This window comes from Duganella kummerowiae (assembly GCF_053572355.1).
Genome location: NZ_JBKFEH010000014.1, coordinates 81950 through 102461 on the forward strand (window position 1 = coordinate 81950; position 20512 = coordinate 102461).

Genomic DNA, 20512 nt, shown 5'->3' on the forward strand with positions numbered 1-20512 from the left:
CGCACTACCGCCGCAATGCGTCCATGGCAGCAGTGTAGCTGCCCACCGGCAAACGGGGCGCACGGCTAGCGCCCGTTGCGGATTTGACCAGCCGCCGTTTCCCTGTGCTACACTCGCGCATTCGCTAGGGGTCCTGGAACGCAATTCCGGGTGAGAGATACCCTTCGTACCTGATCTGGATAATGCCAGCGAAGGAAAGCGCAACGGTCGTGTTCCCCGCCCCTAGAGTGCTCCTGCGTTGGCTTTCCGCCTCACACGCAGAAAGCACACCATGTATAAACCGCATCAACCGCAATTCACCCTGTCCGTGCTGGCCCTGGCCGTGCTGCAGGCCCTGTCCCTGTCCGCCCGGGCCGCCGCCCCCGATGACGCCCCTGCCGCCGAGGCCCAGGCCATGCCCGAAGTGATCGTCAGCGGCGCGCGCGTTTCGCCCACCCGGGCCAGCGTGGCCGGCTTTGCCGAAGCGCCGCTGCTGCAGACGCCAGCCTCGGTCAGCGTGCTGACCACCCAGCAGATGCTGGACCGCGAGATCCGCTCCACCACCGACGCCACCCGCTACGACGCCAGCATCAGCGACGCCTACAACGCGGTCGGCTATGCCGAGCAGTTCTCCATCCGTGGCTTCAAGCTGGACAACGCCTCCAGCTACCGCAAGGATGGCCTGGCCATCCCCGGCGACACCCAGATACCGCTGGAGAACAAGGAGCGCCTGGAAGTACTCAAAGGTCTCTCCGGACTGCAAGCCGGCATCTCGGCGCCGGGCGGCATCATCAACTACGTCACCAAGCGCCCCACCGCATCCACCCTGCGTTCGGTGCTCATCGAGGAGCGCGAGCGCGGCACGCTGTACGGCGCGGTGGACCTGGGCGGACGTTTCGACGACACCCGCTTCGGCTACCGCGTCAACGTGGCGGCCGAGCGCCTGCGCTCCTACATCAAGGGCGCGGACGGCAACCGCAAGTTCATCTCCGGCGCCTTCGACTGGCAGATTTCTCCCCAGGCCCTGCTCCAGCTGGACGCCGACTTCCAGAAGAAGTCGCAGGTGACCGCGCCCGGCTTCCAGCTCATCAACAACGCCACCCTGCCCGACATCAGCGCCGACAACATGCTCAACAACCAGCCCTGGAGCAAGCCGGTGGAGACCACCAGCTCCAACCTGGGCGCGCGCTTCGAGTACCAGTTCTCGTCCGACTGGCGCGCCACCGTCAGCGCCAACCAGCATTGGTTCAAGCGCGACGACTACACCGCCTTCCCCTATGGCTGCAGCGCCCAGGAACTGTATCCCGGCTTCTGCGGCAATGGCGACTACGACGTGTACGACTACATCAGCCTGGGCGAGAAAAAATCGCCGCTGACGGTGCAAGCCATGCTGCAGGGCCGCTACGTGGCGGGCGGCGTGCAGCACGAGGTGACCGGTGGCGTCTCCTACTACCAGAATAGCGAGAAATGGGGCGACGACCTGTATGAATGGGCGGGCGTGAGCAACATCTACCACCCGGTGGTGGTGGCCGAAGTCCCTGGCAGCAGCGGCCCGGTGACGGAACGGCGCAGCACCCACGAGCGCGGCGTGTTCGCGCAGGACGTCATGAGCTTGAACGAGCAGCTCAAGCTGCACGCCGGCGCGCGCTACGCCCGGGTCAAGCGCGACGAATACGTGGGCGGCGGCCTGCCCAATGCCAAGACCGACAGCGGCTTCTGGCTGCCGAATGTGGCGCTGGTGTATAGCCCGCTGGCGTCGCTGTCGGTGTACGGCTCGTACGCGCAAGGCCTGGAGCATGGCGGCGTGGCGCCCAAGGGCACCACCAACCAGAAGCGCGCGCTGGACCCCAGCAAGTCGCGCCAGCTGGAAGTCGGCGTCAAGGACGACATCACGCCCGACCTGAACCTGACGGCCGCCCTGTTCCAGATCCGCAAGGGCCTGGAATACACGGACGCCAACGGCACCTATGTGCGCAACGGCGTGGAACAGCACCGCGGCCTGGAGCTGGGGCTCAATGGCAAAGCCACGCGCGAGCTGCAGCTGGGCGTGTCGGTGGCGGCGCTCAACACCCGGCAAAGCGGCACCGGCCAGGCCGACATCGACGGCAAGCGCGTCACCAACGTGCCCTCGTTCAAATCGAATGTGTACGCGGATTATGCGCTGGCGGCGGTGCCGGGGCTGAAGCTGAACGCCAACTGGCAATACGTGGGCAGGAAAGCCTTCGACGTCACCAACCGCGTGATGGTGCCGGACTACCACGTGGTCAACCTGGGCGCTTCCTACGCGACCAGGGTCGGCCAGGTCGCCACCACGCTGCGGGCGCGGGTCGACAACGTGGCCGACAAGCTGTACTGGCGCGATGTCACGCCCGACCTGGGCGGCTACCTGATGCCGGGCCTGGGCCGCACCCTGCGCCTCTCGGCCCAGTTCGACCTGTAAACCCTCGGGGTTTAAAAGATGTACTGCACGCGCATGGTGAAGCTTTTCGCCGCGCGTGCGGAATTGCGGCCGATCAGATAGGCCGCTTCGTATTTGAGCTGCTGCCGGCCGATGTCGCGGTAGCCATACACCATGGGCCCGGCGCGGTGCGATTGCTGCCGGTACGGGCTCCAGTCGTTCCACTGCCCCACTTCGCCGAACGCCTGCAGGCCCGGCTGCAGCCAGCTTTGCCAGCGCTGCTTGACCTGCAGCTGGTACACCAGCTCCACCGGCCCGTCTCCTCCCGCCACGCGGTAGTCGCGCTGCAAGAACAGGTTGGCGTTGAACTGCGTGCGCCAGACCTCGGTCTGCAGCACCGGTCCCCATTCCAGGGTGTAGCCATTGTCCGCATTGCGCGCCTTGCCGACCTTGGTATGCAGCGCAAGGTCAAAGGGATACTGGCCCTGGGTCAGCATATAGTCGTTCTGCCAGGCCAGTTCGCTCATGTGCGGCGCGGCGCCATTGAGCTTGACCCACTTGGCGTACACCTCGGTGTACCAGCGCGACGTCACCCCGTAGGAGATGCCGATTTCCGGCGCGGCCACGGTGCGCCCGCGATAGTGGGCGTTCCAGTATTTGTAGTCCAGGGCCAGCTGGTCCTCCACGTCGTAGGTGGAGACCAGGTAGTAGCCGGTGTCGGCCAGCGCGCACGCCGGCCAGCAGGCGCCCAGCGCCAGCAGCAGCGCGGTGCGCTTGTTCATAGCAGCCGCTCCACCTGCGCCAGGCGCTGCTGCGGCGGGCCGCCGATCAGGTGATACGGTATCGCCCGCGCCGCCAGCTCCTCCAGCAGCATCGCTTCGATGATGCGGCTGACCGCCTCCGGCTCGTGCTGCCTGCCCTGCTGCACCCAGGGGAAATCGGCGGCCATCACCAGCGTCAGGCCGTAATGCCGCGCATGCGCCCCGGCCAGCACGGCCAGCTGGCTGTCGATGCCCCCAAAGTAGTGGCGGCTGTAGACCGCCGTCATCAACGGCGTGGTGTCGCAGAACAGATAGCGCCCGCCGCGCCGCGCCACCTCCAGCGCGGCCGCATCCTCGCGCGCCGCCTGCGTGCTGGCAATGGGGAATTGCTCGTCCGCGACCGGAGCACGGCCGCGCTCCTCGCAGAATTCGCGCAGGTATTCCGGCACCCACAAAGTGCCGTAACGCTCTGCCAGCGCGCCTGCCAGGGTGGACTTGCCGGAGGATGCCGGACCCAGGATGGCGATGCGCAGCGGGCCGCGTGGGTCCGTCATTCCAGCACCATGCGCGGCGCGGCCTCCGGCTGCTCCGGCGGACCAGCCTTGCGGCCGCCACCACCCTCGCCCCCCTGGTCCTGGCCGCCCCCATCTGCCGCGGCGCGCGCCCAGGCGCGCATGCCGGCCACCGCCATCAGCACGAATACGCCGTACAAAATGGCCGTCAGGAGCAGGTTCTTGTGCAGGTACAGGCCCACGTAAATCACGTCCACAAAGATCCACACATGCCAGTTCTCGACCTTTTTCCGCGACAGCAGCACCTGCCCCACCAGGCTGCCGGCGGTCAGGAAGCCGTCCGTGCCCGGCACGTCGGTGTCGGTCCAGCGCTGCAGGAACCAGGCCAGCAGCGCGAAACCCAGCAGCCAGCCCGCCGCCGCGCCGGTGCGCTGGCGCCCCGTGGCCCAGGTGACCGGCAGGCGGTCATGCCCGCCGTCGCCGCGCAGCCATTGGCGCCAGCCCCAGATGGAGACTGCGATGAACACCAGCTGCAATCCCATGTCGCCATACAGCCGCGAACCGTAGAACACCAGGCCGTAGGCAGCCGAGGACACGATGGCGAACAGCCAGGCCCAGTGGTTCTGGCGTATGTTCAGCGCCACCGTGGCCACCGAGAGCACAAAGGATGCCAGCTCCAGCGCAGTGGTTGGCAGGCCGGCCAGCGATACGGGGCGGTTGGCGGCTTCCAGCAGCAGGGACAGCGGCGTGCTCATTATTTTTTCGGATACCTGACGGTCATTTCGCCCAGCACGTTGTCGGCATGGTCGACTTCCTTCATCACCCACAGCATGTAGCGGATATCCATGTGGATGGCGCGCGTGATGTCGCGGTCGAAGTACCAGTCCTTGGTGATGGACTCGTAGGTGGAGTCAAAGTTCAGGCCGACCAGCTCACCGCGTTTGTTCATCACGGCGGAGCCGGAATTGCCGCCGGTGGTGTCGGCGCTGGTGAGGAAATCGACCGGCACCGTGCCCAGCACCGGGTCCTTGAACACACCGTAGCGCTTGGCCTTGATCGCCTCCAGCAGGGATTGCGGCGCGTCGAACGGGGCCACGCCGGTGTGCTTCTCGACGATGCCTTCGACCGTGGTGAATGGGCCCTTGGTCAGGCCATCCCTGGGCGAGTACGGCGACACGGTGCCGTAGGTCACGCGCAGCGTGGAGTTCGCGTCCGGATACACCGGCTTGCCCTGCGACTGCTTGAACGCGATCACGGCTTGCATGTACTGCGGAATGACCCGTTCCAGGTTGCCGTCCACTTCCTTGCGGCGCTCTTCCAGCGACTGCCCCACGGCGTGCAGCTTGACGGCCAGGCGCAGGAAGGCGTCGTCCGCGGCGGCGATGGCGCCGGCGTCCTGGCCCAGCCAGCCGATGCGTTTGGCGGTGTCGCCCAGCTGCGACTGGCGGTACAGGGCCGGCACCGCATCGGCGGTGGGCAGCAGCGCGTCCAGGCCCGGCACGTGCATGGAGGCCGGCAGTTTGGCGTAGCGCTGCAGGCTGGCCGTGTAGCGCGCCTGGTCGACCGCGCCCACATAGGATTGCTCCAGGCGGTTCAGGCGCGCCTTGATGAAGCTGACGTCGCGCTGCTGGTAGCCCGGCTCCCGCTGCGCATCGGGCTTCCTGCCTTCCAGCGCCAGCCGGTACAGGGTGCGGCCGGATTTCAGCAGGTCGCTGTTGGTGGCCACCGACCAGCCGAATTCCTCGTCGGACAGCGCCAGGTCGGCGGCGATCACGGCGTCCAGTTCGGCCAGCATGGTGGGCGACACCTTGGGCTGCCGGGCGTACCAGGCGCGGAATTCCGCTTCCTGGACATCCTTGATGGCGGCGATGTCCTTGCGCTTGAAGCCGTCCAGCAGGCCCTGGGTTTTCTTCAGCACGTTATGCATGCTCTTGGCCACGCTGGCGTAGCGCACCTGGTCGGCCTGGCTGCCCTGGGTGGCCTTGGCGATCACGTCCAGGTCGGCGATCAGGTCGGCCGCCTTGGCCGGATACGACACGTCGCGCGCAGCGCGGATCTCGCTGGCCAGCTTGTAGCGGCTGGTGCGGCCCGGATAGCCGGCCAGCAGGATCGGGTCACCGTTCTTCAGGCCCTCGGCCGACACCACCAGGAAGTCCCTGGAGTGGTACGGCACGTTGTCCGGCGAGGGATCGGCCGGACGGCCGTCCTTGCCCACGTAGGCGCGCAGGAAGGAGTAGTCGCCCACGTGGCGCGGCCATTCATAGTTGTCGATGTCGCCGCCGAAGTCGCCCAGCGAGTTGGCCGGGGCGTACACCAGGCGCACGTCGCGTATCAGCATCTGGCGGATGCGGTAATACTCCAGGCCTCGGTGGAAAGCCGGCACCGAGCAGCGGTACATCTTGTCGCTTTCGCATTCGGCCACCAGCTGCTTGATGGCGTTTTCCACCGTTTCGTGGCGCTGCCGTCCACTCATCGAGGGCTGCACGTCCTTGAGCACGCGCGCGGTGACGTTTTCCACCTTGTCGGTCACGTACACCAGGGTGTTGGGGCCGCCCGGCAGTTCCTCGGCGCGGGTCCTGGCCAGGAAGCCGTTGGCGATGTAGTTGTGCTCCGGCGTGGAATTGCGCTGGATGGCGCCATAGCCGCAATGGTGGTTGGTGACGATCAGGCCGGCGTCGGACACGAAGGAGGCCGAGCAGCCGCCCAGCGAAACGATGGCGCTCATCGGGTGTTTGGACAGGTCCGCCAGCTTTTCTGCGGGGATCTGGATGCCGATGCGTTTGAGTTCGGATTTCAGCTGGGGCAGCTGGTGTGGCTGCCACTGGCCTTCGTCGGCGTGGGCTGCGGCGGTAGCCAGCAGGACCACCGGCAAGACTAGATTTTTATACAAGATAGACCTCGGGGTGTGGATTCCTGCGGCAGTATAGACCCTACGCCGCGCCGGGACCACTGTTTCAGGCCGCCAGCCAGATGGTCACCACGGTGCCGCCGCCGGGCGCCCGGCGCGCGGCCTGGCAGCCGCCCCCCTGCGCGGCGGCCCGTTCCGCCATGCCAATCAGGCCGAAGCAGCCCGGCTTGTCGCGCTCCTGTGGCGCGATGCCCACGCCGTCATCGCGCACCGACAGCATCACGCCGCCCCCATCCGCCTCCAGCACCACCTCGACACGGGTGGCGCGCGCATGCTGCAGCACATTGGCCAGCGCCTCCTGCAGGCTGCGGAACAGGGCGATTTGCCCTTCCGCGCCCACGTGGTCCAGCGTCCCGGGGGCCGGCAGCGCCAGGCTGCAGGCCAGGCCGCTGCGGGAGCGGAACTGCTGCACCTGCCATTCGATGGCCGCCTCCAGGCCCAGGTCCAGCACCGCCGGGCGCAGTGCGTTCATGATGCCGCGCACACTGCGCAGGGCGCCGTCGACCTGCTCCAGCATGGCGCCGGTCCGTTCATGCAGGCGCGGATGGCGCGCGCCGGTGCGCTCGCGCAGCAGGGACAGGTCGATGCGCATGGCCAGCAGCGACTGTCCCAGCTGGTCGTGAATGTCGCGCGCGATGCGGCGCCGCTCGCTCTCCTTGACCTGCTCCATGTGCCGGGCCAGCCGGCGCAGCTGCTCGCGCGAGGCGTGCAGCTCGGCCTGGGCCCGTTCGCGCTCGGCCATTTCGCTGCGCAGGCGTTCGTTGGCGGCGCTCAGCTCGGCCGTGCGCGTGGCGACGCGCGCATCGAGGTCGCGGCTCAGGGTGCGCAACGCGCCCTCGGCCAGCTTGCGCGCCGTAATGTCGGAAAACACCGTGATGTGGTGCAGCAGGCTGCCATCCGGCGCATGGGCAGCCGTCACCGACAGCGCCGCCGTGAAACGCCCGCCATCGCGCCGCAGGTACTCGGCCTCGCCCTGCCAGCGCCCGCTGCGGCGCAGCGCCAGCGCCACCCGCGCCGCGAACGAGGCCTGGCCGTCGGGCAGGAAGGCGGCGTCGCGTCCCAACACTTCCTCGGCCGGGTAGCCGGTCAGGCGGGTAAAGGCTGGATTGACGGCCACGATGGCCTGGTCGGCGTCCGTGATCATGACGCCCTCGCCCATGTGCTCCCATACCAGCTGGGCGCGCCGCCGTTCCAGGTCGCGCGCATCCTCGCTGCTGATATCGGTGACGATCATGCGGCACTGGGCTGCTTCGCCGTCCAGGTTGGCCTCGATGCGCACCCGCCGCCCGCAGCCGTCGGCCGCCGCGCGCTCGAACAGCTGCAGCTCCAGCACCCGGTGGCCGCCGCCGGCAAACAGGGCGGCCAGGAAGCCGCGCCAGCGCGTCTGCTGCTGCGGCGCCACGAACTGCTCGTAGCGCTTGCCCAGCAGGGCCTCGCGCGGCAGGCCGGCCAGCGCGGCGGCGGCCTGGTTGGCGCGCACGATGGCGCCGTCCTCGTCCACCGAGTAGTAGCAGGCCGGGGCCTGGTCGTACAGGACCGAATAGTGCTCCAGTCCGCTTTCGGCGGCGGCTTTTTCGTCCTGCAGCCGCTGCAGGGCCGCATGCTGCAGTTCCAGCTCGATTTGGCTGACCTGCAGCTCATGCCACCGGCGCCGCAGTTCACTGTCCTGCGCTGGCGGCTTGCGTTTCATGGCTGGTCCGCGTCTGGCTGCACCGCCCGCAGCTGCGCTTCCAGCAGCTTGGCGTCGGTGATGTTGATGAAGGTGACCACCACGCCGTCGATCACGTTATCCACCGTGCGGCAGGGCATGATGCGCACCATGTACCAGCGCTGGCTGTGCGTGGGAATCTCGCGTTCGCTGAACACCAGGGTGCGCAACACCTCGCGCGCATCCTTTTCCAGGTCCGGATAAATCAGGTCGCTGACGATGTCGCCCAGGGGGCGGTTGATGTCGCTCGGGATCAGCTTGTACAGCTGGGTGGCCTTGTCGGTGTAGCGGCGGATGTGCAGTTCGCCATCCAGGAAGATGGTGGCGATGTCGGTGCTGTTGAGCAGGTTCTTCATGTCGCCGTTCACCACCGACAGGTCGTCCAGCTTGGACTGCAGCTCGGCGTTCAGGGTGTACAGTTCCTCGTTCAGCGACTGCATCTCTTCCTTGGAAGTGGTCAGCTCCTCGTTGGCCGACTGCAGTTCCTCGTTGGTGGACTGCAGTTCCTCGTTGGACGATTTCAGGTCTTCGCGCGACGCTTGCATTTCGTCGCGCACGGCCTGGATTTCCAGCCGGGCCTGGGCCAGCTGCTGTTCCAGCTCCGCCACGCGCGGGTTGGCCGAGCGTGCGCTGCGCTTCTCGGCCGGCAGCGGCAGCGCCATCATGGTCAGCAGCACCGCGCCGTCATCGACCGCCTCGGCCGTCATCTCGACCAGCTGGGCCGGCCTGCCCTGCGCGTCCACCAGCACCGGGCCGCGCACCGTCAGCATGCCGGCGCCGGCCGTGACCCGCTTGAGCAGCTCGGCCAGCTCGTAGCGCAGGCTGTCGCGCGCCATGGCGTGGATGTTCCAGTTGGCCTTGCCGGCGGCCGGCTCCAGGAACACGCCGGTGCGGCCGTGGATGTACAGGATGTCCCCGTGCGCGTTGAGCAGGACTGCGGCGGGGGTATGCTTTTTCAGCAGTTGGCGCTCGACCAGGGTTTGCAGGTTGCTGCTCATGGATGGAAGTCTGGCCTCGATGGGTGCCGGGGCGGTGACGGCGCCGGCACGGGTGGGAAAATAGGGCGCCATGCGGCCCGACGATGCCTGCATGCGCCGGTACAGCCGGCCCGAGCCCGGCAGCGGCGCGAACAGCTCGGTGTACTGGCCCGGCGTATCGGCGCTGCCCAGCATCAGCAGGCCGTTGGGCTTGAGGGCGTAATGGAACAACGGGATCATCTGCTCCTGCAGCTTGGCGTTGAAGTAGATCAACAGGTTGCGGCAGCACAGGATATCGAGCTTGGTGAACGGCGGATCGGAGATCACGTTCTGGCACGCGAAAATGATGGAGTTGCGCAGTTCCTTGCAGATGCGGTAGCCGCCCTTCTCGGCTGGCTGGAAGTAACGCTGCAGCAGTTCCGGGTCCATGCCCTCGACGGCGGCGGCGCCGAACTCGCCCAGGCGGGCGCGGTCGATGGCGTCCGGATCGAGGTCGGTGGCGAAGATCTGCAGGGTGTAGCGCACCTGGGGCCGCAGCAGGCGCACCGCCTCGCTGAAGGCGATCGCCAGCGAATAGGCTTCCTCGCCGGTGGAGCAAGCCGGCACCCAGGCCTTGAGCGCGGCGCCGTCCGGATGGCTGTCGAGCATGTGCGGCAGCGCGACGTTCTGCAAATGGGCCCACACCTTGGGATCGCGGAAGAAGCTGGTCACGCCGATCAGCATTTCCTTGAACAGCAATTCGGTTTCGCCGCCGTTCTGCCGCAGGAAGGCCAGGTAGTCGCGCAGGGTGCGCACCCCGTGCAGCTTCATGCGGCGCTCGATGCGGCGCAGCACCGTGTTGAGCTTGTAGTCGGAGAAGTTGGCGCCGGTCTGCTGCAGCACCAGCTGGAACACCTGCTGCAGGGCCTCGCGCTGGCTGCCGGTGTGCAGCAGGTGCGGCACCGCCGATGCCGCCGGCGAAATCCAGTGCCCGGCCAGGCGCGCCGCCAGCTCGGCCGGCGGCGCCACCAGGTCGGCCGCTCCGGCCGCGATGGCGGCCGCCGGCATCGCCTCGAAGCGCGCCGAGGATGGCTGCTGCACCAGCGCCAGCCCGCCTGCCTCGCGGATGGCCTGCAGCCCGCGCGTGCCGTCGTTGCCCATGCCGGACAGGATCACCCCGGCCGCCAGGTCCTGCCGCTCGCGCGCCAGCGCCTGCAGGAAGACGTCGATGGGCATGCGCTGGCCCAGCGGCGCGCCGGGTTGGCGCAACGCCAGGCGGCCGTCCTCCAGCTCCAGTTCATGGCCGGGCGGGATCACGTACACACTGTCGGCCGCAATCTCCATGCCGTCGCTGATCTCGTGCACCGGCATGCAGGTGACACGCTGCAGCAGCTCGGGCAGCATGCCCTTGTGATGCGGATCGATGTGCTGGATGACGACGTAGGCGGCGCCGCAGTTGGGCGGCACGCTGGCCAGGAATTCCGAAATGGGTTCCAGGCCGCCGGCCGAGGCGCCCAGGGCCACCAGCGGCAGCGGACGCGCCTGCGCCTGGGCCAGCTCCGCCCCGGCCTGGGCGTCGTCCGACGCTGGCGTCGTGAAAATGGGAGCGGGATGGTTCATGGGGGGCGGGCCGGCCCGGCGGCCATTGTCAATCTTGTCAGACGATTATACAAAGACGCCCCCCAAAAACCAAGCCTGACCAAGCGTGGCCGGCTGACATCTCCAACATCCCGCCCGGCGTTGGGGGCGCGGCGGGAGGCAGTCCGGTGCGGCGCGCCGGGTCAGTTGGAAGCGATCCCGGCGTGCCAGCCGCCGCCCAGCGACTGGATCAGGGCGATGGCCGTGGTCTGGCGGTCGGCCTGGGCCTGCACCAGGGCGCGGCGCGCGGTCAGGGCCGTGGTCTGGGCCGTCACCACGTCGCTGTAGCTGACCTGGCCGGCACGGTAGCGGTTCAGCATCTGCACCTCGACCTGGTCGGCAGCCTCGGAGGCGGCGCGGCGCAGGTCCTGCTGCTGGATCAGGGCGCGGGTGGCGGCCAGCTGGTCCTCGACGTCGGCAAAGGCGTTCAGCACGGTCTGGCGGTAGCTGGCAATGGCGGCGTCGCGCGAGGCCTGGGCCGCCTCCACCCTGGCCTTGATGGCGCCGGCGTCGAACAGGGTTTGCGCCGCCGACAGCCCCAGCGACCACAGGTTGTTGGAGGCGTTGAACAAGCCGCCGGTCTGGGCCGCGCTGTAACCGTAAGAGCCGCTCAGGCTGAGCGAGGGGAAGTAGGCGCTGCGCGCCACGCCGATCTGCTGGTTGGCGTAGGCCACGCGGCGCTCGGCGGCGGCGATGTCGGGGCGGCGCTGCAGCAGCGTCGATGGGATCCCGGCCGGCACGTCCGGCACCACCACCTTCCACGGCGCCGGCGGCAGACTGAAGTCGCTGGCCGATTTGCCCAGCAGGACCGCGATCGCATGTTCCAGCACGGCGCGCGAACGCTGCTGGGTGACCTGGTCGATGCGGGCGCTGGCCAGCTGGGTCTGGGCCTGCAACACGTCCGACTTGGCGGCGATGCCGGCGTCGAAGCGGTTCTGGGTGATCTTCAGGACCCGCTCATAGCCTTCCACGGTGGCGTCCAGCATGGCCTTGGTGGCGTCTGCCAGCCGCAGGTTGAAATAGTTGGTGGCCAGCTCGCCCTGGGCCGACAGGCGGGCGGCGGCCAGGTCGGCGGCGCTGGCCTGGGCGCTGGCCTCGGCGCCGCTGGTGGAAGCGCGCAGCTTGCCCCACACGTCGGGTTCCCAGCTGGCGCCGATGGCGGCGCGGTAGGCGTTGGCGGTACGGGTGTCGCCACCGCCGCCGGAGCGGGTGGCGCTGCCGTCCAGGGTCACGGACGGGAACAGGCTGGCGCGCTGCTCGGCCACCAGCGCGCGCGCCTGGGCGTAGTTGGCGACGGCGGCGGCCACGTTCTGGTTGGAGACTTCGATGCCCTCCATCAGCTGGTTCAGGGTGGCGTCGCCGAACAGGGTCCACCAGGGACCGCGTTCCAGGGTGTCGGCCGGCGCGGCCGGGGCCCAGCCGGCGGCCGCCTTCTCGGCGGCGCCCACGGTTTCCTTGTAGGCCGCCGCCTGCGGCGTGGATGGCACCTGGTACTCGGGCGTGACGGCGCAGCCGGCGGCCAGGCTGGCGCCCAGGGCGATCAGGGTGAGGCGAAAATGACGGTGTGTGATCATGGCGAAGTCGGCGATGCGGTAGTGGGCTCGCTATGGATGCGGCTCAGGTGTTGTTCGGACGGACTGCGGCGGCGCAGCTTGTCCATCAGGATGTAGACCACCGGCGTGGTGAACAGGGTCAGCAGCTGGCTGGCCACCAGGCCGCCGATGATGGCGATGCCCAGCGGCTGGCGCAGCTCCGAACCTTCGCCGAAGCCGATGGCCAGCGGCAGCGCCCCAAGGGCGGCGGCCAGGGTGGTCATCAGGATGGGCCGGAAGCGCAGCAGACAGGCTTCGCGCACCGCCTCGATGGCGCTGATGCCGCGCGCCCGCTCGGTCTCCAGCGCAAAGTCGATGATCAGGATGGCATTCTTCTTGACGATGCCGATCAGCAGGAACACGCCGATCAGGGCAATAATGGAGAACTCCATCTTGAACATCAACAGGGCCAGCACGGCGCCCACGCCGGCCGACGGCAGGGTGGACAGCACGGTGATGGGGTGCACCAGGCTTTCGTACAGGATGCCCAGCACGATGTAGATCACGACGATGGCGGCCAGGATCAGCAGCGGCTGCTCGCGGTTGCTGTCCTCCGCGCTCTTGGCCGTGCCCTGGAAGCTGCCGCGCACATTGTTGGGCATGCCGATGTCGGCCTCGGCCTGCTTGACGGCGGCCTGCCCCTGGCCCAGGCTGTAGCCCGGGTTCAGGTTGAAGGACACGGTGGTCGCCAGCTCGCCATCCTGGTGGTTGATGGCGCTGGGCGTCGACTGCTCCCTGACCGAGGCGATGGCCGACAGCGGCACCATGGTGCTGGCCGAGGTGTTGAGCGCGGTGCCGGTGGCGGCGTCGCGCGCTGCCGTGTTGTTGCCGCCGTTGGCCGTGACAGTCGCCGTGGTGGCGGCGGCGGTGGCAGTGGAGGCGGTACTGTTGGCGGTAGCGGCGGCGCCGTTGGTGACGCTGGCGCTGACGCCGCGCGGCACGTACACATCCTTCAGCGCCAGCGGGCTCTGGGCAAAGCGCGGCGCCACTTCCATCACCACGTGGTACTGGTTCAACTCATCGTAGATGGTCGACACCTGGCGCTGGCCGAAGCTGTTGTACAGGGCGTTGTCCACGTTGGTGACCGTCATGCCCAGGCGCGAGGCGGCGTCCTTGTCGATGGTGACGAAGGTTTCGACGCCGTTGTCGGCCTGGTCGGAATCGATGTCCACCAATTCCGGCTGGGCTTTCATGGCGTCGGCCAGGCGCGCCGCCCATTTTTTCAGGTCGGCCCGGTTGTCGCTCTTGAGCGTGTACTGGTAGGTCGAGTTGCTGGAGCGCCCGCCCATGCGCAGGTCCTGCACCGGGTTGAGGAACAGCGACACGCCGGTGACCTTGGCCAGCTTGGGGCGCAGGCGGGCGATCACGGCCTGGCCGGCGTCCTTGCGCTGCGAGGCCGGCTTGAGGTCGACGAACATGAAGCCGCCGCCGGCGCGCGAACCGCCGGTGAAGCCGACCACGGTGGCCACGGCCGGATCGTCCTTGACGATGTTGACCAGCTGGCGCAGCTTGCCCTGCATGGCCTGGAACGAGATGCTCTGGTCGGCGCGCATGCCGCCGTTGATCTGGCCCGTGTCCTGCTGCGGGAAGAAACCCTTGGGCGCGGCCGCGAACAGGTAGACGTTCAGGCCGATCACGAACACCAGTATCAGCATCACCATGCCGGCGCTGTGCAGGGCCCAGTCCAGCGCATGCTCGTACATGCGCTGGGTCCACAGGAAAGTGTTCTCGAAGGCGCGCGCGATGCGGCCCTGCGGCTTGGGATCGTGGCCGCTCTTGAGCAGCCAGGCGCACATCATGGGCGTGGTGGTGAGCGAGATCAGCAGCGAGATCATGACCGCCACCGACAGGGTCACGGCGAACTCCCGGAACAGGCGTCCCACCTGGCCGCCCATGAACAGCAGCGGAATGAATACGGCCACCAGCGACAGGCTGATCGACAGCACCGTGAAGCCCACCTCGCGCGCGCCCAGCAGGGCCGCCTTGAAGCGGTCCATGCCGGCCTCGATGTGGCGCTGGGTGTTTTCCAGCACCACGATGGCGTCATCGACCACGAAGCCGGTGGCTACCGTGAGCGCCATCAGCGACAGGTTGTTCAGGCTGAAGCCCAGCAGATACATGGCGCCGAAGGTGCCCAGCAGCGACACGATGGTAGCCACGGTGGGCACGATGGTGGCGCGCACGCTGCGCAGGAAGGCGCTGACCACGATCACCACCAGGATGATGGAAATGATGAGGGTGACTTCGATCTCGTGCAGCGAGGCGCGAATGGAATTGGTGCTGTCCGAGGCCACCTGGATAGTGATGTCCTGCGGCAACTGCGCCTGCAGCTGGGGCAACAGCTTGCGCACCCCGTCCACGGTGGCGATCACGTTGGCGCCGGGCTGGCGCTTGACCAGCACGATCACGGCCGGATTGCCGTTGAACAGGCCCAGGGTGTTCTTGTTCTCGACCCCATCCTCGACCTCGGCCACGTCCTGCAGGCGGATGGCGGCGTTGTCGCGCCAGGCCACGATCAGGTCGCGGTAGTCCGAGGCGCTGCGGCCGCCGTGGGCGGTGCTGGGCGCGGAATAGATCTGGTAGCGCTTGCCCTCCCCTTCCAGCGCGCCCTTGGGCCGGTTGGCGTTGGCCGCCTGCAGGGCGGCGCGCACGTCCTCGGCCGACACCCCGTAGTGGTTCAGTTGATACGGATTGAGCTCGACCCGCACCGCCGGCAGCGAACCGCCGCCCACCTCCACGTCGCCCACGCCCTGGACCTGGGCCATCTTCTGCTGCACCAGGTTGGATACCGCCTCGTAGATCTGGCCCGGGCTGCGGGTCGGCGAGGTCAGCGCCAGGATGACGATGGGCGCATCGGATGGATTGGCCTTGCGGTAGGTCGGATTGCTTTTCAGCGTGGCCGGCAGGTCGGCGCGCGAGGCGTTGATGGCGGCCTGCACCTCGCGCGCGGCGGCGTCGATATTGCGGGTCAGGTCGAACTGCAGGTTGATCTGGGCCGAACTGGTGCTGGAGGTCGAGGTCATCTCGTTGACCCCGGCGATGATGCCCAGCCGCCGCTCCAGCGGCGTAGCGACGCTGGACGCCATGGTGTCCGGACTGCCGCCCGGCAGCGAAGCGCTGACGAAGATGGCAGGAAAATCCACCTGCGGCAGCGGCGACACCGGCAGCGCGAAGAACGCGCCTATGCCGGCCAGCGCCAGGCCGACGGTCAGGAGGACGGTGGCGATGGGCCGCCGTACGAACGGTTCCGACAGGTTCACGGTGCGGCTCCGTCAGGCACGGCCGGCGGGTTGCCCCCTTTGCCGCCATCGCCAAAGCGCTTGCGCCAGCGCTGGCCCAGGCTGTCGAAGCCCAGGTAGATCACCGGGGTGGTGAACAGGGTCAGCAGCTGGCTCAGGATCAGGCCGCCGAAGATGGCCAGGCCCAGCGGGCGGCGCAGCTCGGCGCCCTCGCCCCAGCCCAGCATCAGCGGCACGGCGGCAAACAACGCGGCCAGGGTGGTCATCAGGATGGGGCGGAAGCGCAGCAGCGCGGCCTGGTGGATGGCTTCGCGCGGCGATTTTCCTTCGTCGCGTTCGGCCTCGATGGCGAAGTCGATCATCATGATGGCGTTCTTCTTGACGATACCGATCAAGAGAATGATGCCGATGATGCCGATCACGCCCAGGTCCTGGCCGCTCAGCCACAGGGCCAGCAGCGCGCCCACGCCGGCCGACGGCAGGGTGGACAGGATGGTCAGCGGGTGGATATAGCTTTCGTATAGCACGCCCAGCACGATGTAGACGCAGATCACGGCCGCCAAAATCAGCCACAGCTGGTTGGACAGCGAGTTCTGGTAGGCGCCGGCCGCGCCCAGGAAAGTCATGGTGACCGAGGCCGGCAGGCCGATTTCCTGGGCGGCGGCGCGGATTTCGTCCACCGCGCGGCCCAGCGACACGCCGTCGGCGGTGTCGAAGCCCAGCGTGGTGGCCGGATACTGGGCCACGTGGGTGATCTGCAGCGGCGCCGGCTTCTCGATCACGCTGGCGACGGCCGAGAGCGGCGTGGCCTTGCCGGAACCGGTGATCAGCTGCAGGTCGCTCAGCGACTGCGGGGTGGTCAGCGTATGCGGCGCCGCCTCCAGGATCACGCGGTACTGGTTGGTCTCGGTGAAGATGGTGGACACGATGCGCTGGCCGAAGGCGCTGTACAGGGCGTCGTCGATGGCGGACGCGGTGATCGACAGGCGCGAAGCGCTGTCGCGGTCTATGCTGACATAGGCGCCGGGCGCGGTGGCGCCGGCGTCCGACACCACGTTGCGCAGCTGCTTGTGGGTGGCCATCTGTTGCGCCAGCCTGGTGGCCCAGGTGGTGACGGTGACGGTGTCGGCGCCTTCCAGCGAGACCCGGTACTGGGTGGGGCCGGTTTCGGCGTCGATGGTCAGGTCCTGGGTAGGCTGCAGGTACAGGGTGACGCCGGCCACCTCGCTGACGCGGCGGCGCAACCGCTCCATGGTTTCCGGCTGGCCGGTGCTGCGCTTTTTCTTCAGGTTGATCAGCATGCGGCCGGTATGCAGCATGGTGTTGTTGGACGCGTCCACGCCCACCAGGGAACTGAGCGACTCCACGTCTGGATCGTCCAGGATGGCGCGCGCGGCCTGCTGCTGCAGGTCGGCCATGCGGTCATAGGACACCGCCTGCGCGGTTTCGACGCGGGCCTGCAGCTGGCCGGTGTCCTGTGTCGGGAACAGGCCCTTGGGAATGACGATGTACAGCAGCACGGTCAGCACCAGGGTGGCCAGCGCGATCAGTAGGGTCAGGCCGCTGTGGCGGAACACCCATTGCAGCGCCACGTCGTACCTGGCGATGACCTGGTCGAAGAAGCGCTGGGTGGCGCGCGCGAAGCGGGTCGGACGCTCTTCGTCATGGCTCTTGAGCCAGCGCGCCGACATCATGGGCACCAGGGTCAGCGACACCACGGCGGAGATCAGGATGGTGATCGACAGGGTGACGGCGAATTCACGGAACAGCCGTCCCACCACGTCGCCCATGAACAGCAGCGGGATCAGCACCGCGATCAGCGACACCGTCAGCGAAATGATGGTGAAGCCGATCTGGCTGGCGCCCTTGAGCGCGGCGGCCATGGGCTTCTCGCCCTCCTCGATGTAGCGCGCAATGTTCTCTATCATGACGATGGCGTCGTCCACCACGAAGCCGGTGGCGATGGTGAGCGCCATCAGCGACAGGTTGTTCAGGCTGTAGCCGAGCAAGTACATCAGGCCGCAGCTGCCGATCAGCGAGATCGGCACCGACAGGCTGGCGATCACGGTGGCGCGCACGCTGTGCAGGAAGAAGAAAATCACCAGCACCACCAGCACCACGGCCAGCACCAGCTCGAATTCCACGTGTTCGACCGAGGCGCGGATGCCGTTGGTGCGGTCGCTCAGCACCTCCACGTGCAGCGCTTCCGGCAGGCCGGCCTGCAGTTCGGGCAGGCGCTTCTTGATGGCGTCCACAGTGGCGATCACGTTGGCGCCGGGCTGGCGCTGCACGTTCAGGATGATGGCCGGCTTCAGGCCGGACCAGGCGCCCAGCTTGACGTTTTCGGCGCTGTCCACCACCTGGGCCACGTCGGACAGGCGCACCGGGGCGCCGTTCTTGTACGACACGATCATGGACTTGTAGTCGTTGGCGGTCAGCAGCTGGTCGTTGGCGTTGATGGTGAAGGAGCGGGTCGGGCCGTCGAAACTGCCCTTGGCGCTGTTGGCGTTGGCGGCCGTGATGGCGCTCTTTAGGGTGGCGAGGCCCAGGCCGTACGAGGCCAGGGCGCGGGTGTCGGCCTGGATGCGCACGGCCGGACGCTGGCCGCCGCTCAGCGACACCAGGCCGACGCCGTTGACCTGGCTGATCTTCAGGGCCAGCCGGGTGTTGACGATGTTCTGCACCTCGGTCAGCGGCATGGTGTCCGAGGTGATGGCCAGGGTCAGCACCGGCGCGTCGGCCGGGTTGACCTTGGCGTACACGGGCGGCGCCGGCAGGTCGGTCGGCATCAGCGAGTTGGCCGCGTTGATGGCGGCCTGCACCTGCTGCTCGGCCACGTCCAGGCCTATGCCCAGGTTGAACTGCAGGGTGATGATGGAGACCCCGGCGGCGCTGGTGGAACTCATGCGCTGCAAGCCGGCCATCTGGCCGAACTGGGCTTCCAGCGGCGCGGTCACGGTCTGGCCCATGACCTCGGGACTGCCGCCCGGGTACAGGGTCTGGACCTGGATGGTCGGGAAATCGACCTGCGGCAGGGCCGACAGCGGCAGGAACTTGAAGCCGACCAGGCCTGCCAGCACGATCGCCAGCATCAGCAGCGAAGTCGCTACCGGACGCTGGATGAAGGGACGGGATGGACTCATTGCTGCGCTGCGCCTTCCTTCTGGCGGTGGCGGCGCTCGCCGGCGCCGGCAGGCGCGCTGGCGCCATCGGCGGCCGGCGAACCGGCGGCCGGCGCCCCGGCGGCCGGAGCACCGGAGGCCTCTCCCTCTGCGGACTTGCGGCCTTTCCAGCCACCCTGCGCACCTGGTGCGCCGTCAGCGGCGGCGCCCTGCTGGCCGCCCTGGCCAGCTTGGCCGCCCTGGCCGCCCTGGCCACGCCGGCCGCCGGCCGGACGGTCGCCCGGCAGGGTCACCTTGGCGCCATCCTTGAGGCGGTCGGCGCCTTCCGTGATGACCTGCTCGCCCGCCTTCACGCCGGTGCGTATCTGCACCTTGTCGGTGGTCGATTCGCCCACCGTGACGGGGCGCATGACGGCGGTCTTGTCGGCCCCCAGCACATAGACGAAATCACCCTTGGTGCCATGGCGCAGGGCCGTGACGGGAACCATGACGGCATCCTTGATGGTACGCAGTTCCAGCCGCACGTTGACGAACTGGCTGGGGAACAGGGCCAGCTTGTCATTGTTGAAGCGGGCCTTGGCCTTGACGGTGCCGGTGGCGGTATCGACCTGGTTGTCCAGCGCGAAGAAGCGGCCGGCGGCCAGCTGCACGGTGCGGGTGCGGTCGAAAGCCAGGGCCGGCAGCTCGGCGCCGCCCAGCGCGCGCGCCTGCACTTCCTGCACGGCGTCCTGCGGCACGGTGAATTCCACGTCGATGGGCGAGAGCTGGGTGATCACGGCCAGGCCGGTGCTGTCGCTGGAGCTGACCAGGTTGCCGATATCGACCGTGCGCAGGCCGACCCGGCCCGAGATCGGCGCCACCACCTTGGTGTAGCCCAGGTTGATCCTGGCCGTGCCTTCGGCCGCGCGGTCGGTCATGACCGTGCCCTCCAGCTGCTTGACCAGGGCAGCCTGGGTATCGACATCCTGGCGCGCGATCGAGTCCTGGCTCAGCAGGGTGCGGTAGCGTTCCAGGGTCAGTTTGGCGTTTTCCAGCTGGGCCTCGTCGCGCTGGCGGGTGCCGCTGGCCTGCAGCAGCGCCATTTCAAACTGGCGCGCATCGATCTGGGCCAGCACCTGGCCGGCCTTGACCATCTGGCCTTCCTTGAACAGCACTTTTTGCAGGATGCCGGACACCTGCGGGCGCACCGTGCTGGTGGCGGCGGCCGTCACCGTACCCAGGGCGTTGATGGTGACCGGGATATCGGCCAGCTGCGCGGTCGCCACGCCCACCGTGGTGGACGGCATGCGGCGCCCGCCGCCAGGACCACCGGGGCCTCCCGGACCGCCAGGGCCGCCGGGGGCGCCTGGACCGCCCGCCCCGCCAGGGCCGCCTTGCGCCCCGGCGGCGGCGCCGTGGGTCAGGTGCCAGGCCAGGCCGGCCAGGCCGGCCATGGCGGCGACGACGACGACGCCGCCTAACACTTTGGAACGGCGGCTGCGGGGTTGAGCGGCACTCTGGGGCGGCTTGACTTGCGAATCCATCGATTATCCTTTTATAAGCTTGCTGTCCTGGGCAAAAAAGGTGCCAGGCCTGAATCCGTGGACTCTAGCACAAGCCGCAAGGCAATGGCAGTTGGCTCCAATGCACGATACAAACTCGCTACAAAACCCGTGTTTTCCCTGCCAGGGCTTTAAAACGCTTTACAAATATTTACAGA

At 68.0% G+C, this 20512-nt stretch carries 11 protein-coding genes and 1 riboswitch; of the genes, 1 reads left to right on the forward strand and 10 read right to left on the reverse strand.

The features are described from left to right. Window positions 1-116 precede the first annotated feature (116 nt). Window positions 117-214, forward strand: a riboswitch (TPP riboswitch). Window positions 215-271: 57 nt separating this feature from the next. Further along, window positions 272-2419, forward strand: a complete 2148-nt coding sequence (locus tag ACLB1G_RS18600; RefSeq protein WP_491628726.1) for a TonB-dependent siderophore receptor — start codon at window positions 272-274, stop codon at window positions 2417-2419. An 11-nt stretch (window positions 2420-2430) separates the two neighbouring features. Here ACLB1G_RS18600 and ACLB1G_RS18605 read toward each other — a convergent pair whose 3' ends face one another. The 10 genes from ACLB1G_RS18605 to ACLB1G_RS18650 all read right to left on the reverse strand — a co-directional run bounded on the left by ACLB1G_RS18605 (window position 2431) and on the right by ACLB1G_RS18650 (window position 20336). Beyond that, window positions 2431-3159, reverse strand: a complete 729-nt coding sequence (locus ACLB1G_RS18605; protein ID WP_491628727.1) for a hypothetical protein — start codon at window positions 3157-3159, stop codon at window positions 2431-2433. Then, window positions 3156-3692: an AAA family ATPase gene (locus ACLB1G_RS18610; RefSeq protein WP_491628728.1), complete on the reverse strand. Its 537-nt coding sequence runs from the start codon at window positions 3690-3692 to the stop codon at window positions 3156-3158. Before ACLB1G_RS18610 ends, ACLB1G_RS18605 begins: the two co-directional genes overlap by 4 nt. Next, on the reverse strand, window positions 3689-4405 hold the full coding sequence (gene pnuC / locus ACLB1G_RS18615) for a nicotinamide riboside transporter PnuC (protein WP_491628729.1): 717 nt from the start codon (window positions 4403-4405) through the stop codon (window positions 3689-3691). Before pnuC ends, ACLB1G_RS18610 begins: the two co-directional genes overlap by 4 nt. Continuing rightward, on the reverse strand, window positions 4405-6540 hold the full coding sequence (locus ACLB1G_RS18620; RefSeq protein WP_491628730.1) for a S46 family peptidase: 2136 nt from the start codon (window positions 6538-6540) through the stop codon (window positions 4405-4407). Before ACLB1G_RS18620 ends, pnuC begins: the two co-directional genes overlap by 1 nt. A gap of 64 nt (window positions 6541-6604) precedes the next feature. Further along, the gene (locus tag ACLB1G_RS18625) at window positions 6605-8248 is read right to left on the reverse strand and encodes a PAS domain-containing sensor histidine kinase (RefSeq protein WP_491628731.1); all 1644 of its coding nucleotides are present in this window, start codon (window positions 8246-8248) and stop codon (window positions 6605-6607) included. Beyond that, on the reverse strand, window positions 8245-10842 hold the full coding sequence (locus tag ACLB1G_RS18630) for a chemotaxis protein CheB (protein WP_491628732.1): 2598 nt from the start codon (window positions 10840-10842) through the stop codon (window positions 8245-8247). Before ACLB1G_RS18630 ends, ACLB1G_RS18625 begins: the two co-directional genes overlap by 4 nt. A 161-nt stretch (window positions 10843-11003) precedes the next feature. Next, window positions 11004-12434 carry an efflux transporter outer membrane subunit gene (locus tag ACLB1G_RS18635; protein WP_491628733.1) on the reverse strand — a complete coding sequence of 477 codons (1431 nt, stop codon included), beginning with the start codon at window positions 12432-12434 and terminating at the stop codon, window positions 11004-11006. Further along, the gene (locus tag ACLB1G_RS18640; RefSeq protein WP_491628734.1) at window positions 12431-15712 is read right to left on the reverse strand and encodes an efflux RND transporter permease subunit; all 3282 of its coding nucleotides are present in this window, start codon (window positions 15710-15712) and stop codon (window positions 12431-12433) included. Before ACLB1G_RS18640 ends, ACLB1G_RS18635 begins: the two co-directional genes overlap by 4 nt. After that, window positions 15709-18834, reverse strand: coding sequence for an efflux RND transporter permease subunit (locus ACLB1G_RS18645; protein ID WP_491628735.1), 3126 nt, complete (start codon window positions 18832-18834; stop codon window positions 15709-15711). The genes ACLB1G_RS18640 and ACLB1G_RS18645 overlap by 4 nt, the downstream gene beginning before the upstream one ends. Beyond that, the gene (locus ACLB1G_RS18650) at window positions 18831-20336 is read right to left on the reverse strand and encodes an efflux RND transporter periplasmic adaptor subunit (protein WP_491628736.1); all 1506 of its coding nucleotides are present in this window, start codon (window positions 20334-20336) and stop codon (window positions 18831-18833) included. The genes ACLB1G_RS18645 and ACLB1G_RS18650 overlap by 4 nt, the downstream gene beginning before the upstream one ends. Window positions 20337-20512 lie beyond the last annotated feature (176 nt).

What these genes read in the sequence shown, in the direction of transcription:
- ACLB1G_RS18630 (WP_491628732.1), bottom strand. Translation starts at nt 10,842, where the DNA reads ATGAACCATCCCGCTCCCATTTTCACGACGCCAGCGTCGGACGACGCC.
- pnuC (WP_491628729.1), bottom strand. Translation starts at nt 4,405, where the DNA reads ATGAGCACGCCGCTGTCCCTGCTGCTGGAAGCCGCCAACCGCCCCGTA.
- ACLB1G_RS18605 (WP_491628727.1), bottom strand. Translation starts at nt 3,159, where the DNA reads ATGAACAAGCGCACCGCGCTGCTGCTGGCGCTGGGCGCCTGCTGGCCG.
- ACLB1G_RS18610 (WP_491628728.1), bottom strand. Translation starts at nt 3,692, where the DNA reads ATGACGGACCCACGCGGCCCGCTGCGCATCGCCATCCTGGGTCCGGCA.
- ACLB1G_RS18600 (WP_491628726.1), top strand. Translation starts at nt 272, where the DNA reads ATGTATAAACCGCATCAACCGCAATTCACCCTGTCCGTGCTGGCCCTG.
- ACLB1G_RS18625 (WP_491628731.1), bottom strand. Translation starts at nt 8,248, where the DNA reads ATGAAACGCAAGCCGCCAGCGCAGGACAGTGAACTGCGGCGCCGGTGG.
- ACLB1G_RS18645 (WP_491628735.1), bottom strand. Translation starts at nt 18,834, where the DNA reads ATGAGTCCATCCCGTCCCTTCATCCAGCGTCCGGTAGCGACTTCGCTG.
- ACLB1G_RS18635 (WP_491628733.1), bottom strand. Translation starts at nt 12,434, where the DNA reads ATGATCACACACCGTCATTTTCGCCTCACCCTGATCGCCCTGGGCGCC.
- ACLB1G_RS18650 (WP_491628736.1), bottom strand. Translation starts at nt 20,336, where the DNA reads ATGGATTCGCAAGTCAAGCCGCCCCAGAGTGCCGCTCAACCCCGCAGC.